The sequence below is a fragment of the Rhizobium sp. BK619 genome, assembly GCF_014195245.1.
Classification (GTDB): domain Bacteria; phylum Pseudomonadota; class Alphaproteobacteria; order Rhizobiales; family Rhizobiaceae; genus Rhizobium; species Rhizobium acidisoli.
Window position 1 is genome coordinate 79,868 of sequence record NZ_JACIBH010000013.1, and the last position, 13,180, is coordinate 93,047.

Consider the following 13,180-nt stretch of genomic DNA (forward strand, 5'->3'; position numbering starts at 1 on the left):
GAGCCGCCATTGTCGCTCTTGCCGGAGCCGCCATTGTCGCTCTTGCCGGAGCCGCCATTGTCGCTCTTGCCGGAGCCGCCATTGTCGCTCTTGCCGGAGCCGCCATTGTCGCTCTTGCCGGGGCCGTCATTGTCGCCCTTGCCGGAGCCACCATTGTCGCCCTTGCCGGAGCCACCATTGTCGCTCTTGCCGGGGCCACCATTGTCGCTCTTGCCGGGGCCGTCATTGTCGTCCTTGTCGTGGCCGTCGTTGTCGCCCTTGCCGGGGCCGTCCTTGCCGTCCTTGCCAGGACCGTCGCGTCCGTCATGGCTCGGGCCATCCTTGTCGTGCCCGTGATCTTTTCCACCCTTGCCGCCGTGATGATCGCCGTCCTTGTCGCCGTGGTGGTCTTTCTCATGACCACCCTTGCCATGATCGTGATCTTTTCCGCCCTTGCCGCCGTGATGATCGCGGTCCTTGTCGCCGTGGTGGTCTTTCCCATGGCCGTCCTTGCCATGATCGTGATCTTTTCCGCCCTTGCCACCATGGTGATCGTGGTCCTTGCCGTCGCCATGATCGCCGTCATCATTGCCGTTGCCGTCGCCGTCGCCGGTGTCCGATCCGCCGCCGTCGGCAACCTGATCGCCATTGCCACCGGTTCCGGTGGCCGAACCGGTGCTGGACGACTTCTTGCCGCCGGCGATGCCTTGGCTGCCACGATCGTTATCGTTCGGGCCGAACTTGCTATCCGCCTGAATTGCTCTGGTCGGCATGCACAGCCTGTATTCGAGTGTGCCGCGAACTGCGCTGTTGCAATTAACGACCGCCGGGGCTGCCGTTGCCAAGCTGCTGCTTGCCAGGAGGGAAGCAATGGCAAGGCCGAATTTCGATGCTCTGCTGATCATTTCATGCGTCTCCCAAGGTTAACCGAATGTTAATGGGGAGAGTTCTTATACTAACAACGAATTAACGTGAAGAATAAACAATGGTTAATCTGTATCGCTTATATAATAGGGTTAAATTCGCAAGTATAAAATTTTAATAAATTTTTATCCCGACTCTGTTATTGTCTCGGGTCAAATGGGGGAATCGGCTATGGCGCGTCTCTTTTCTCTTGCTGCTATTTCATTCTTTTTTCTTGCTTTTCAGGCTGTTGCCGGATCGTCGCTGCCGGTGACAAGAAGCATCGGCGCGCCTGTGGGATTCGGCGCGGCCTGCGCCAAGTACAAGTGGCTGTGCGGCAGGATGGCGGCGCAACAGCGAAAAGACGGGGCAGGAATAGGGCTTCTTCAAAGGATCAATCGTGCCGTAAATCTACGCATCATTCCCGCAGAAGATCGTCCGTCTTCCGGAAACAGGGATGTTTGGTCTCTGCCGGTTGCCGGCCGCGGCGACTGTGAGGACTATGCTCTCCAGAAGATGAAGGACCTGATCGAGGCTGGTTTTCCATCGAACCGGCTGGCGCTTTCGGTGGTCATTGGGCCGCATGATCAAAACCATGTCGTTCTCATTGCCCGGACGGATGGCGGCGATTTTGTGCTCGACAATCTGACCAGTGCCGTGAGGCCCTGGCGCATGACGGGCTATACGTTTCTGGCCACTCAGGATTTCCAATCGCGCACGGGCTGGCGCGTGACGCTTGCCGGTCCCCGCGCCGGTGAATTCTCCTGAGGCGTGTCGTCGTTCAGCGGCCAACGTGCCTGGACCACCTCGAACGACGCTCAAATCGGGTGCAGATGGCGGTAAATTCGACGAAGAATTGTGTGCCCAATGCGGTGCTTGACGCGTGCCCGATGTAAGAATCGGAAACACTTTGTGACTAAGTGTCTCCAAAAGCAGCGTTTTTTGACTTGCTGCGTAAAGAGAGATGAAGGATATTCTGCAAACGTTGAGGGAAGCCTTCATGATCAGAATGATTGAAAACCCTGCCGAACTGGCTGGCGAAGACATCACCGGCAAATATATTCTCCGGAGGCTGAACTATCATTGGTTCGCCTACGGCAAGGCGGCTATTGTAACCGCCTGCAAGGGAACGATCCTGCATCTCGAGCGGGAAGAAACGGTCTATTCCGAGCGTTGGGGCCGTCGCGCCTATACTGGGACCGGCAAGCGTTACCCCGGCGGCATCTGTCCCATTTCGGCGGTCGCCTGCGTCTGCGATACGCCCGATGACGTCAATGCCGTCATTCAACTGGATGTCGAGGCGCAGGACGAATTCTATCAACTGATCGCCAAGGCGGAAGCCAGGGTTCAGGCGCTTGCCTCTTCCTCGCGAAGCAGCCAGTTTCTCGAGGCTGCTGAGTAAAGCGGTTTTTCAAATCAGCCTGGAGCAGTCGGCCGGAGGCACCCATAGGGGCCTCGAAGGATGGGGCTGGCCCCACTTTTTCTCAATTTCCTGATTACCCGATCTGCTTGAGATCGCGGGCGAAGCGTTGCCAGTTGGCAATGTAGTTTTCCGCCGAGCGGCGGATGGCTTCGATTGCGGCGTCGTCGAGCTGACGAATGGCGCGGGCGGGTGCTCCGACGATCAGCGAGTTGTCGGGGAATTCCTTGCCTTCGGTCACCAGCGCATTGGCGCCGACGAGGCAGTTGCTGCCGATCTTCGCGCCGTTGAGGATGGTGGCACCCATGCCGATCAGCACGTTGTCGCCCAGCGTGCAGCCGTGGAGGATGGCGTGGTGGCCGATGGTGCAGCCTTTGCCCGTGGTCAGCGGGAAGCCCATGTCGGTGTGGGCCATCACCCCTTCCTGAATGTTGGTGCCTTCGCCGACGGTAATCTTCTCATTGTCGCCGCGCAGCACCGCGCCGAACCAGACGCCGACATTCTCGCCGAGCTCGACCTGGCCGATGACATTGGCATCCGGTGCGATCCAATAGAGGCCGGCGGCGGGCAGTTTCGGCGTCGATCCGCCGAGCGCGTAGACGGGCATGGCTCTCTCCTCAGACGACCTCGACCGATAGGGTGGCAACGCCGTCGATACCGCAACTGATGCGGTCGCCCCTGGAAACGGCGCCGACGCCGGCGGGCGTGCCGGTCATGATGATATCGCCCGGCGCCAGGGTGAAGAGCTTCGACAGCTCGGCGATGATTTCCGGCACCTTCCAGATCATCTGGTTGAGATCGCCGTCCTGGACTCGGCTGCCGTTCTGTTCCAGCCAGATCCTTGCCTGCGAGGGGTGGCCGATGCGGCTTGCCGGAACGATCGGCGAGACAGGGGCGGAATGCTCGAAGGCCTTGCCGACCTCCCAGGGGCGGCCGAGCTTCTTTGCCTCGCCCTGCAGGTCTCGACGGGTGAAATCGATGCCGACGGCATAGCCGTAGATGCAGTCGAGCGCTTGCGTGGCCTCGATATTCGTGCCGCCCGATTTCAGCGCCAGCACGCATTCGACCTCGTAATGCACGTCCTTCGACAATGGTGGATAGGGAAAAGCGCTGCCCGCCGGCAGCAGGTTATCGGCATTCTTCTGGAAGAAGAAGGGCGGCTCGCGGGAGGGATCATGGCCCATCTCGATCGCATGGTCGGCATAGTTGCGCCCGACGCAATAGACGCGGCGCACCGGAAATCGCTCATCGCTGCCGTCCACCGGCAGCAGAACCGGTGCGGGACGCGGGATGACGGTGACGGGGTGGGGCATGGGCGGCTCTTCCTGTTTGACGAGTCTTGGCGCCATCTTAGACGGAAAACAACGCGCCGGGGAAGCATTCTCGGTGCATTGACGCTCCCGCCGCCGGGCGATATCCTCGCCGCCATGACCGGGATTTTTGCAGTTTCGACGATGTCTACGACCACCGCCCCGGGCGGTGGGTGCAGACGCGTGAACTGAATTCCGTTCATTGCTGCTGAGACCCAACCCGCCGGAAACGAGCGGGTTTTTTCATATCCGCTCGTCTGCCGCCATTCGAGGACGAGATCGTGGACGACATCCAAAAACAGATAGTTGCCGAGCGGGCGCTTGCCGCCGCCCATCGCTGCGTCGCCAACCGCTATGCCGGGGCCGCTTTCGCTTACGCCACCGGCTCGCTGCTGCGCGGCGAGGGCACAGCGTTTTCGGATATCGATCTCGTCGTCGTGTTTTCGTCGCTGGAACGAGCCTGGCGGGAATCCTTCACCCATGAGGGCTTTCCGGTCGAGGCCTTCGTCCACGATGAAGAGACGCTGGCGTATTATATCCATGCCGATACCGAGAGCGGCTGCCCTGTTATGGCCCACATGGTCGCCACGGGTCGCGCGGTGGGACCGGATATGGAGCGCGCGCGCATCGTGCAGGCAAGGGCGGCGGCAATGCTGGCGGCCGGGCCGAAACCGCTTGCCGGCGCACGTTCCGACATGCTGCGCTATCAGGTCACCGATCTTGCCGACGATCTGCGCGGGACGCGCCCGCCCGAAGAGATCGCGGCGATCGCCGCGCAACTCTACCAGAAGCTCGCCGATCTCATTCTGCTCGGACGCGGCGAATGGGCCGGCCGCGGCAAGTGGGCGCCGCGTCTCATCAGCAGGCTCGATGCCCGACTGGCGGCGGAGTTCGACGCGGCGTTCAGGCTGGCGGCAGGGGGCGATGGCGCGCGATTGCTGGCTTTGGCCGACCGCGAGCTTGCCTTGCATGGCGGCCTCTATTTTGAAGGATTCAGGCAGGAGGCGCCGCTGGAGGCACGGCGCGAATAATAATCAGGCTGTCAAAGCGCCAACGCCAAAGAGAGCCTCATCCGGAGGTGCCCAGCCAGGGGCCTCGAAGGGCGAGGCGGGTGCTCATATGAATGCAGGGAGCGATGCTGCGGCGCGCCCTTCGAGGCTTCGGCCCATGGCCTGCGCACCTCAGGCTGAGGTAGGTTGGAGGATGCCGCACACCCCGATCGGGGGCGGAGGATGCCCCGGGTTGCCTAGCCGAGAGCGCTTTGAGCGGCGCAGATCCGGTCGATCAGAGCATCGATTTCACCCTTCGGCGGACGGCTTTTGGCGAGCCGCTGCTTGAGGTGCATGATCGGCTCGGCGAGAATTTCATCGAGGTTCTCGGCGCAGGTGAAGTCGCCCGCCACGCGCTTGACCTTCGAATTGTCGAAGATCGCCGTCCAGGCCTTGTCGCCCAAGAGCGGGCCGACCCATTCCGGATTGTACCGGATCAGCGTGTCCGTTGGCACGTGGACGATCTTCGCCTCGACGCCGAGCAATCTTGCGATCGTCTTCTGGATATCATCCCAGATATGCGCACGGTCGGAGGTGATGTGGAAAATCTCGTTCAGCGCCGCCTGCTTGCCGAACAGGCCGACGAAAGGCACGGCGAAATCGATTGAGCGGGTCAGTGTCCAGGGCGTGTGGCCGTCGCCGGCCACGATGATGGGCTCGCCATCCAGCATGCGTCTTGCCATGACATCGCTGTCGCCCATCATGATCGGCAGGCCGGTGCGAACGGCGTGGCTGGGACGGACGATCGTCCACGCGAGATTCGCGGACCGTTTGAGCAGTTCCTCGCAGGCGATCTTCGCCTGGCTATAGGGCCAGTAGGGATTGATCGCCGGCGTCTCCTCAGTGATCACGTAGTGACGCGGCGGCTTTTCATAGACCGAGGCCGAGGAGATGAAGATATACTGGCCGCAATTGCCCGAGAACACCTCGATGTCGCGGGCGACCTGATCGGGCGTGAAAGCGATGAACTGGCAGACGACGTCATAATTGCCCTTGGCGAGACCGTCATAGGCGCTCGATCCCAATTCGCCGACGATCGAGGTCACCCCCGCGGGCAAACCAGCACTTCTCAAGCCACGATTGTAAACGCTGACCTGATGGCCTCCGGCAACGGCGCGCTCGACGCAGGGATAGGAGATTTGGCCGGTGCCGCCAATGAAAAGAACTTTCAAAGCCATGGGAGTGACCTCAGGGTCTATGGGCGGGAACTATTGCCGCCTTTCATAGCGCGAAAGAATGTCATCGTCTTCGCAAATCTCGTCTACGGCTAAGAGCACGGGAATAAGCCGTACTCTGGCCTCCTGCGGCGGCAGAAGGCTTCAGGTTTGCCGCCGCAGGAGCCAACTGCCCTAAGCGTGCGCCTTGCGATAGGCTGCGACGACAAGCCAGATCGAGGAGAGCAGGAAGTAGAATGCGCCAAAGCCCGCATAAGGCACGATATCGAGGATCGTCGGCGGGGCGGCGCCAAGCGAGCGGCCGATCATGAAGCCGCCGGCAAGGGCAGACTGCGCGCCGCTCAGGATCATCACCCATTGAGCACCCTCGGTGCGCCAGCGCCTTACACCAGTATAGAGCTGCAACAGACCTGAGAGGATTGCCCAAGCCCCGAACACGGCCAGGACGGCATAGGAGCTCACGCCGAGCGCGATGACGACGGCGAGAGATGTGACCGAGCTGACCGCGACATTCAACGTCTGCGAGGGATTGGCCTGCAGGCCGCCATTGGCCCGGGCGTCGACCAGATTGGCGAGCGCGTCCCACAAGGGATAGATCACCAGCAGAAAGGCCGCGGCGCTCGGCTGCCCGGCGAGGGCAATGGCGGCGGCAATCCAGACGACCGAGAATGCGGCGCGCGTGAAATAATAGGATCGCAGCCAGTTGGACTGGTTCGAAGACTGAGCTTGCATCGACAGTTTCCTTGTTTTGTCTACCTACTAGTAGGAAGTTTCAAGGTTTGAAGTCAATGTGGCGGGCAGACACCTTCTTGTGACTGAAGAGGAAAGCTCCTGGGCTTGACAATCTTCCTACCAGAAGGTAGGCGATGCTATGAAATCAATGCCTTCGACGTCGGACAAGATCCTCGATATTGCCCAGTCGCTCATCGTGGCGGGCGGCTATAACGGCTTCAGCTATGCCGACATCTCTAACGCGATCGGCATCAGGAAAGCGAGTATCCACCATCATTTTCCGGCCAAGGCCGAGCTGATCGCGGCGCTGGTCGATCGTTACACCAAGCAGGCGGAGGCGGGTTTGCAGTCTCTGTGCGAGCAGGCCGCAAGCCCTGCCGATCAGCTGCGGTTCTACATCGACTACTGGCGTTCATGCATCGAGAACGCTTCACAACCCTTCTGTGTCTGCGCGATGCTCGCCAGCGAAATGCAGATGCTGCCCGACGAGGTCGCATCACGCGTCCGCGCCCATTTCCGAAATCTCGCGGCATGGCTGACCTCGGTGCTGCAGGCCGGAGTAGAGCAGGGCTTGTTTCAGCTGGACAAACGGCCGGAAGAGCAGGCCCAGATGCTGATGGCCTCGGTGCACGGAGCCATGCTCTCGGCGAGGGCTTTCGGCGATCCCGGATTGTTCATCGCAATCGTGGGGCCTGAGATTGCGAGGCTGCGGGTCGCATAACGCAGCAGGAGAGTTGCCGCCGAGGCTCGAGAGAGCCTTATCCTGAGGTGCCCCGCAGGGGCCTCGAAGGGCGAGGCCGGTGCACCAAGGCATAGAAGAGCATCCGCGCAGAACTGCCGCTGCGCGATTACTCCCCGCCATCACCAACCAGCGCATCCCGCACGATGGCATAATAGGCGGCAAGCTCGGGGATATCGGCGGCCAGTCTATCGAAGGCCGGATTGGACGGTGCAAGCGTGCCGGCATATTTGGCCTCGATGAAGGCCTGGTGAGCGGCAAGCGCCTCGGCATCGGCCTTGTGCACGACAGTGTAGACCGGCGAGGGCACGGTGCGGCCTTTGACGATGATGCGGTCGAGCTCGATGACGATGTAGGTCTCGGCGACCAGTCTTGCGGTTTCTTCGCCGAGCAGCAGCGCCACGCCGTAATTCTTCGAGGCGCCTTCGAGGCGGGAGGCGAGGTTGACGCTGTCGCCGAGGCAGGAATAGTCGAAGCGGCGGGTCGAGCCCATATTGCCGACAATGCATTCGCCGGTGTTGATGCCGACGCCCATCTTCAGGACATGCGGCTTGCCGCCACGCGCGGCCGCCTCCCGCTCCAGTTGGTTGTTCAGCCGCGAAATCGCTGTCTGCATGGCAAGCGAGGCGCGCACGGCGTGGAGGGCGTGGTCGGGATCGTCGAGCGGCGCATTCCAGAAGGCCATGATGCAGTCGCCCATATATTTGTCGATCGTACCGCCATGATCCATCACCACATCGGAGAGCGGCGTCAGCAGCCGGTTGATCAGGCCGGTCAGTTGCTCCGGATCGTCCTTCAGCGTCTCGGCGATGGTGGTGAACCCGCGTACATCGGAGAACAGTACAGACAGCGTGCGCCGCTCGCCGCCGAGCTTCAGCTGCGAGGGATCGTTCGACAGGCGCCTGACGAGATCCGGAGAAATATACTGGGCGAAGGCGCGGATGATCTGGCGCTTGTTGCGGCGCTCCTCGGCATAATCGAAGGCAGCCTGACCGAAGACGACCGAGATATAGGCGACGGTCGGGCCGAGTGGCGAGACGAAGACATGCGCAAGCCGGATACCGGCAAAGCTGACGGTCGCGAAGGCGAGGAGAGCCGCTGCACTGGTCACGATCGTCAGCCATCCCGTCGAGCGCCAGACGGTCGTGGCGGCCAGCAGCACCGATATCAGGATGCAGGCGGCAACTGCCGGCAGCCGGGCTTCCGCGATCGACAGGCCAGCGCGGATATTGTCGTAGATCGTCGCCTGGATCTCGACGCCGGAGACGAGCTTGCCGGTGTGGATCGTATAGGGTGTCGCAAAGGCATCGACACCGCGCTTGTCGATCTCTGGCGCATTCTGCAGGCTGAGGCCGACGAGGACGACGCGGTCCCTGAAATAACCCGGCGGCAGCAAGTTCTCGGGGTCGAGTGCCTGGTAGTAGGAGACCGTGGGGTAGCTGCGGGCCGGGCCGAAGGATTGGATGAGCCGGCCAGCCGGCAGATCGGCGTTTGCTGCTCCCGACGCCGTCTTCATCAGCATGGCGGCAAAACCGTCCTGATAGCCCGGAATCCGCCGAAACATGCCGTCGCCGCTGAGATCGATCGAGGCGATGCCGGTCACGGCACCCGCTTGCGTCAGCTGCGGCAGCGGCGTGGCACGGATCAGCTGCGAGGCCTGCGGTGTCTCGATCAGCGTTTCGTCGCCGGCCAGCACGACATCCGGGCCGACCGCCTTGGCGATCGCCGCGTCGTTGTCGGGGTTCGAGGGTTCGGCCATGATGATGTCGAGGCCGACGACACGGGCGCCGGCGGCGCGCAGCTGGCTCACAAGCTCGGCATGCAGACTGCGCGGCCAAGGCCATTGCGCATTGATATCGGCAAGCGAAGGCTCATCGATCGCAACGATGACAGGGCCGCCGGGTGGCGGACGGGGATCGTCGACGGTCGAGAGATAGTCGAAGCTTCTGAGCTCCAGCAGTGACCAGGCGGGCAGGCGCGACAGCAGCGAAATGGCGATCAGCACGGCGAGCGACAGCACCAGCAGCCTCAAACGGCGGCTCCCGGTTTGCCTCGCCTGCCGCGGCTTGTCCCGCACCGGCATCAGAAGCGGACTTTGAGCGTGCCCTTGAAGGCGCGGCCCCAGCCGGGCACACCGGGCGTAATCTCGAAGTCCTCGTCGAGCAGGTTATAGGCGGCGGCCTCGAGCGCGATGCGCTTGTCCAGCGGTTCCCAGATCAAATGGGCGTCGAGGCTCCAGTAATCGTCGAGCTTGGTGCCGAGATCGTCGCCGTCGCGCTCGCCGACATAATTGGCGGCAATCGTTGCCTTGACCTTGGCTTCGTTGACCCAGGTCAGCGCGATCTGGCCCGAATTCTTGGGAATGAATGGCAGGGAGCCGCCGTAATTCGGCTCGAGCGGGTCCTTGTTCTCCGATTCCATATAGGCATAGGTGGCGGAAAGGCCGAAACCGGCACCGAGCGCCAGGTTTGCGGTGACGGCGGCACGGTCGATGCTGCCGCGCGACAGCGGCAGGCTGTCGGCCGCCGGAAGCGAGATCAGCGGAAAATCGATCGAGAAATCATGCAGCTCCTGGTGCTGGTATTCGACCGAGGTGAAGAACCGGTCGGTCCATTCGGCGTCCCACTGCAGCGCCGCCGTATCGGCATACCCCTCGAGGCCGATCGAATATTGGTTGGCCTGCAATCCGAGGACGCCGATCGGGGCAAGAGTGGGTACGCCGGTGTCGAGGCTCTGGCGCATGAAGGCGGCGCGCAGCCAATGGTTCTGGGCGGGTGTCCAGGCAAGGCCGAAACGTGGTTCCAGGCGGTTGACGTCGACTCCGTCGCCTTCCATATGCGTGCCGAAGAGAGCGTATTCGCCCTTGAGATCGGGTGTAATCTCGTGCAGCACGTCGATGTAGGCGCGGCTGATATTGACGCGGTTGCTGAATGTGTCCGGGCCGGTCGTGGTCTCTGGGATGATCACGACGCGCGGAAAGAGTTCATGCAGGCGAGAAGAGGTAGTTGTGCTGGCATCGATCCAGCCGCCTTCGATGCCGTACCGCCACGTCAGCGGTCCGCTGCCGATGGAATGGCTGAGCGCGCCGATATAGGTTTTTGAAGACAGATCCTCGGTCCCGTCCAAAAATGGAATAATGTCGGGATCGCGCAGGCCGAGAACCGGCGCATCGTCGACCTGAAGAGAGGTGGACGTCCGCGACCTGCTTTCCGAATAGAGGAAGGCGCCGTTCAAGATATTTTCGTAGCCGAAGGTATGGCTCCAGCCGAGGCCGGCATTGGTGGTTTCGGTGATATTGCGCCGATAGTTGTATTCCGAAGAGACTTCAGTTGGAATCCCGAAGCCCAGGAGGTTGAGGAAGTCCGTCAGTGACGAGCCTTGCGTCAGTGCGTTCAGCGTTCCATCGTTTTTGGCATGGTTGACATAGGCCACCACGCGATCGTCAGGCGTCACCGTTGCCGTCAGATAGCCATTGCCGCCGATAAGCTTGTTGTCGGTCTGGAAGCCGCCGAAATCGCGATAGTCGCCATCGAGCGCCAGTTCTTCCCAGGTCAGGTTGCCATAGAAGCTGAGCGGGATCGTCTCGTTCGAGAAACCCTGGATTTCAGCCTCGCCGATACCCCTCACATGGCCGTCGACGCTGTTGATGCCGCCGCCCAGCGAGCCTTCGATGAACGGCGTGCGCAGCAGCGTTGCCGAACGGGAGCGGCCGGAAAGCATGTGCGGATCAAGCAGCAAGCCCTGGATAAAGGATGAATAGCTCGATGCGTTGCCACGGTTCTGGATGACATTGTCGTCGCTGAAGCTCGTCGCGTTGACGTAAGGGAAGATGCTGCCCTTGATCGACTGGTCGATATAGCCGCTGCCTTCGAAGGGACTGAAGACCGCGTCCCCGTAATAGCGGCCCCAGGCATCTAGGCCCTGCAGGCGAAAAGCGTTGTTCAGCGTCGAGCCGGCATCCTGATTGGCGCCAAGGGCGCTGTAGTCGCCGCCGCGGGCGCGCGAGCGGCGGAGAAATTCCTGCGCGTTGCGGATCGCGCCGTCGGCGTCGTAATCGTCGATATCGACGGCGGTGCGGAAGGAGGAGATGACCGGATCGTTCTTATCGAGTCTGTCGGCATTGTCGACCGCTTGCTCGGAGGGGATGCGGTCGCCCTTTTCGTAATGGGCGGCGGCGAGCATCAGCTGCGATTGCGAATGGGCGGGATTGGCGGTGCTGGCGGCCAGCAGGTCCTCCAGCGCCTTGTCGCGCTCGCCGGTCTGCAGGTAATAGCGGCCGCGGGCGAGGAGGGCGATGTCGAAGGAGGGGTCGGCGGCAAGCGCCGCATCGATCTCGCGCTTGGCCTCCTTCATGCGCGATTGGTCGAGATAGAGGATGGCAAGGTTGGCGTGGGGGACGGGATCCTGCGGATCGAGAGCGATCGCCCGCAGGAAGGCGGCCTCGGCCTCGCCATTGGCATCGCGGGCGCTCTGCAGCAGGCCCATCGAGTTCAACGATCCCGAAGCGCCCGGCGCAAGTTCGATGGCACGGTTCAGATCGGCGAGCGCCCCGTTGATATCGCTTTCGTAGCTCGCCTTGTAAGAGGCGCGTGCAGCAAGGGCGATCGGATGGTTGGGATCGAGCGAGAGCGCGCGGTTCACCGCCTCCTGCATCTGGGCGCGGTCATCGATCAGCAGCGCCAGCTGGGCGCGGATCGCAGGAAGGGTGGGGTCATCCGGAAAACGCTTTTCGGCATCCTTGATCAGGTCGACGGAGGCGCGGGGATTCTTGAGGAAACCCACCGTATAGGCCTGCATGATCGCGCCATAGGGGCCGACAGCCGATGACGGCGGCTTTTCGACATGGGCTGGATCGGCAAGCGAGCGGGCGAAATAGCCGCCATACTGCGCCATGTTCCGGCGGGCCGGATCGAGATGTGGCAATGCCGCCGCAAAGAGCCTTGCGGCTTCGTCGTAGCGTTTTTCGGAACCGGCGATCGTGGCATCGATCAAGTCGACGCGCGCCTTCTGGAGGGTCGTCAGCTTGCGCCGGCGAACCTCCTGAAGCGTCTCTGCGGCGACCTGTCGGCCGTCGAAGGCGCTCTGCACTTCGGCAAGCTCCAACCAGTCCTCGGTGGTGCGACGCTCCGGCGGCAAAGCCAACAGCCGGCGGCGCTCGTCGGCCATCCGGCCTGCCGGCAGCGGCGAAGTCGGCATCAGGCCGAAGCCGTCGCGCAGGTTCAGGTAGAACAGCATCTGCTCGCGGTCGTCGGGCGTGACGATCACCAGCTTGCGCGGTGCCTGGCCGATGGTGGCGACCGCGCCTTCGCCCTCGTTCACCTCAACGCTGCCCTGCGGGTTGCTGAGCGCCACGCGGCCTTCGAGCACGATCATCGAGGTTTTGCTGCCCTCGACGGTCATCGTCCAGTCGGTGCCGCGGATGGCGGCTGCGGCTGCAGGGGTCTCGACCGTCAGGCCCTGGCCGCCGCGCTCGGCGCGCGCCCAGATCGTTCCCGATTGCAGCTCCAGTGTCGTGTCGCCGCTTGCCGCCATTTTCTTGACCTGCAGCGATGAATTGCGGCCGAGGCGAACCTGGGTGTGATCGGAAAAGACGATGGCGAGCTGGCCGTTGGCGTTGGTGCGCAGCACGTCGCCGGTCAGGAGATCCTGGTTGATATCGACGACATGCCAATTCGACACATCGATGAAGCGAACCTCTTCGCCGGTCTTGCGGGCGATGACGGAACCGGCGACCGGTGTTGCTCGCTGCACGGGCTCGGCCATTGCCGACGGCGCGAAACCGGGCAAAGCAAGCGACAGCGCCATCCCCGCGCGACAGATGTTCTTGGAATAACCCCGCATGACTGAGACCCCATCCCCCACTTCCCGTTTGT

General features: G+C 62.2%; 10 protein-coding genes and 1 pseudogene. 4 read left to right on the forward strand and 7 right to left on the reverse strand.

All coding sequences use genetic code 11. From position 1 onward, the window contains the following. Positions 1-884 (reverse strand): annotated as a pseudogene (locus tag FHX14_RS24080) (hypothetical protein); the annotation flags it as partial. Between the two features lie 190 nt (positions 885-1,074). Between FHX14_RS24080 and FHX14_RS24085 the strand changes: the two are divergent. Next, positions 1,075-1,650: a transglutaminase-like cysteine peptidase gene (locus FHX14_RS24085; protein ID WP_012558184.1), complete on the forward strand. Its 576-nt coding sequence runs from the start codon at positions 1,075-1,077 to the stop codon at positions 1,648-1,650. Between the two features lie 232 nt (positions 1,651-1,882). Next, entirely contained in the window at positions 1,883-2,284 is a 402-nt protein-coding gene (locus FHX14_RS24090; protein WP_003593576.1) for a hypothetical protein, read from the forward strand. 94 nt (positions 2,285-2,378) lie between these two features. On the opposite strand, the gene FHX14_RS24095 is transcribed toward FHX14_RS24090, so the two are convergent. Both FHX14_RS24095 and FHX14_RS24100 read right to left on the reverse strand, forming a co-directional pair. After that, positions 2,379-2,909: a gamma carbonic anhydrase family protein gene (locus FHX14_RS24095; protein WP_184379156.1), complete on the reverse strand. Its 531-nt coding sequence runs from the start codon at positions 2,907-2,909 to the stop codon at positions 2,379-2,381. A gap of 10 nt (positions 2,910-2,919) precedes the next feature. Next, positions 2,920-3,615, reverse strand: a complete 696-nt coding sequence (locus tag FHX14_RS24100) for a fumarylacetoacetate hydrolase family protein (protein ID WP_184379158.1) — start codon at positions 3,613-3,615, stop codon at positions 2,920-2,922. Between the two features lie 278 nt (positions 3,616-3,893). Between FHX14_RS24100 and FHX14_RS24105 the strand changes: the two genes are divergently transcribed. Beyond that, positions 3,894-4,643: a nucleotidyltransferase domain-containing protein gene (locus FHX14_RS24105; RefSeq protein WP_184379160.1), complete on the forward strand. Its 750-nt coding sequence runs from the start codon at positions 3,894-3,896 to the stop codon at positions 4,641-4,643. Between the two features lie 215 nt (positions 4,644-4,858). Here the strand turns inward: FHX14_RS24105 and FHX14_RS24110 are convergent, their stop codons facing one another. Both FHX14_RS24110 and FHX14_RS24115 read right to left on the reverse strand, forming a co-directional pair. Then, entirely contained in the window at positions 4,859-5,839 is a 981-nt protein-coding gene (locus FHX14_RS24110) for an SDR family oxidoreductase (protein WP_184379163.1), read from the reverse strand. Positions 5,840-6,010: 171 nt separating this feature from the next. Further along, complete coding sequence (locus FHX14_RS24115; RefSeq protein ID WP_183697884.1) at positions 6,011-6,568, reverse strand: DUF308 domain-containing protein; 558 nt, start codon at positions 6,566-6,568, stop codon at positions 6,011-6,013. A gap of 139 nt (positions 6,569-6,707) precedes the next feature. Here FHX14_RS24115 and FHX14_RS24120 point away from each other — a divergent pair, with 139 nt between their 5' ends. Beyond that, positions 6,708-7,289 (forward strand): TetR/AcrR family transcriptional regulator, encoded by a 582-nt coding sequence (locus tag FHX14_RS24120; protein WP_184379165.1) that lies wholly within the window; start codon positions 6,708-6,710, stop codon positions 7,287-7,289. Between the two features lie 127 nt (positions 7,290-7,416). Here FHX14_RS24120 and FHX14_RS24125 read toward each other — a convergent pair whose 3' ends face one another. Together FHX14_RS24125 and FHX14_RS24130 are read right to left on the reverse strand one after the other, a co-directional pair. Continuing rightward, a complete protein-coding gene (locus FHX14_RS24125; RefSeq protein WP_003593589.1) occupies positions 7,417-9,390 on the reverse strand; it encodes an adenylate/guanylate cyclase domain-containing protein in 1,974 nt (657 codons plus the stop codon). Beyond that, entirely contained in the window at positions 9,390-13,148 is a 3,759-nt protein-coding gene (locus FHX14_RS24130) for a FecR domain-containing protein (RefSeq protein ID WP_184379166.1), read from the reverse strand. The genes FHX14_RS24125 and FHX14_RS24130 overlap by 1 nt, the downstream gene beginning before the upstream one ends. Between the last annotated feature and the right edge of the window lie 32 nt (positions 13,149-13,180).

What these genes read in the sequence shown, in the direction of transcription:
- FHX14_RS24085 (WP_012558184.1), top strand. Translation starts at nt 1,075, where the DNA reads ATGGCGCGTCTCTTTTCTCTTGCTGCTATTTCATTCTTTTTTCTTGCT.
- FHX14_RS24130 (WP_184379166.1), bottom strand. Translation starts at nt 13,148, where the DNA reads ATGCGGGGTTATTCCAAGAACATCTGTCGCGCGGGGATGGCGCTGTCG.
- FHX14_RS24095 (WP_184379156.1), bottom strand. Translation starts at nt 2,909, where the DNA reads ATGCCCGTCTACGCGCTCGGCGGATCGACGCCGAAACTGCCCGCCGCC.
- FHX14_RS24125 (WP_003593589.1), bottom strand. Translation starts at nt 9,390, where the DNA reads ATGCCGGTGCGGGACAAGCCGCGGCAGGCGAGGCAAACCGGGAGCCGC.
- FHX14_RS24110 (WP_184379163.1), bottom strand. Translation starts at nt 5,839, where the DNA reads ATGGCTTTGAAAGTTCTTTTCATTGGCGGCACCGGCCAAATCTCCTAT.
- FHX14_RS24090 (WP_003593576.1), top strand. Translation starts at nt 1,883, where the DNA reads ATGATCAGAATGATTGAAAACCCTGCCGAACTGGCTGGCGAAGACATC.
- FHX14_RS24120 (WP_184379165.1), top strand. Translation starts at nt 6,708, where the DNA reads ATGAAATCAATGCCTTCGACGTCGGACAAGATCCTCGATATTGCCCAG.
- FHX14_RS24115 (WP_183697884.1), bottom strand. Translation starts at nt 6,568, where the DNA reads ATGCAAGCTCAGTCTTCGAACCAGTCCAACTGGCTGCGATCCTATTAT.
- FHX14_RS24100 (WP_184379158.1), bottom strand. Translation starts at nt 3,615, where the DNA reads ATGCCCCACCCCGTCACCGTCATCCCGCGTCCCGCACCGGTTCTGCTG.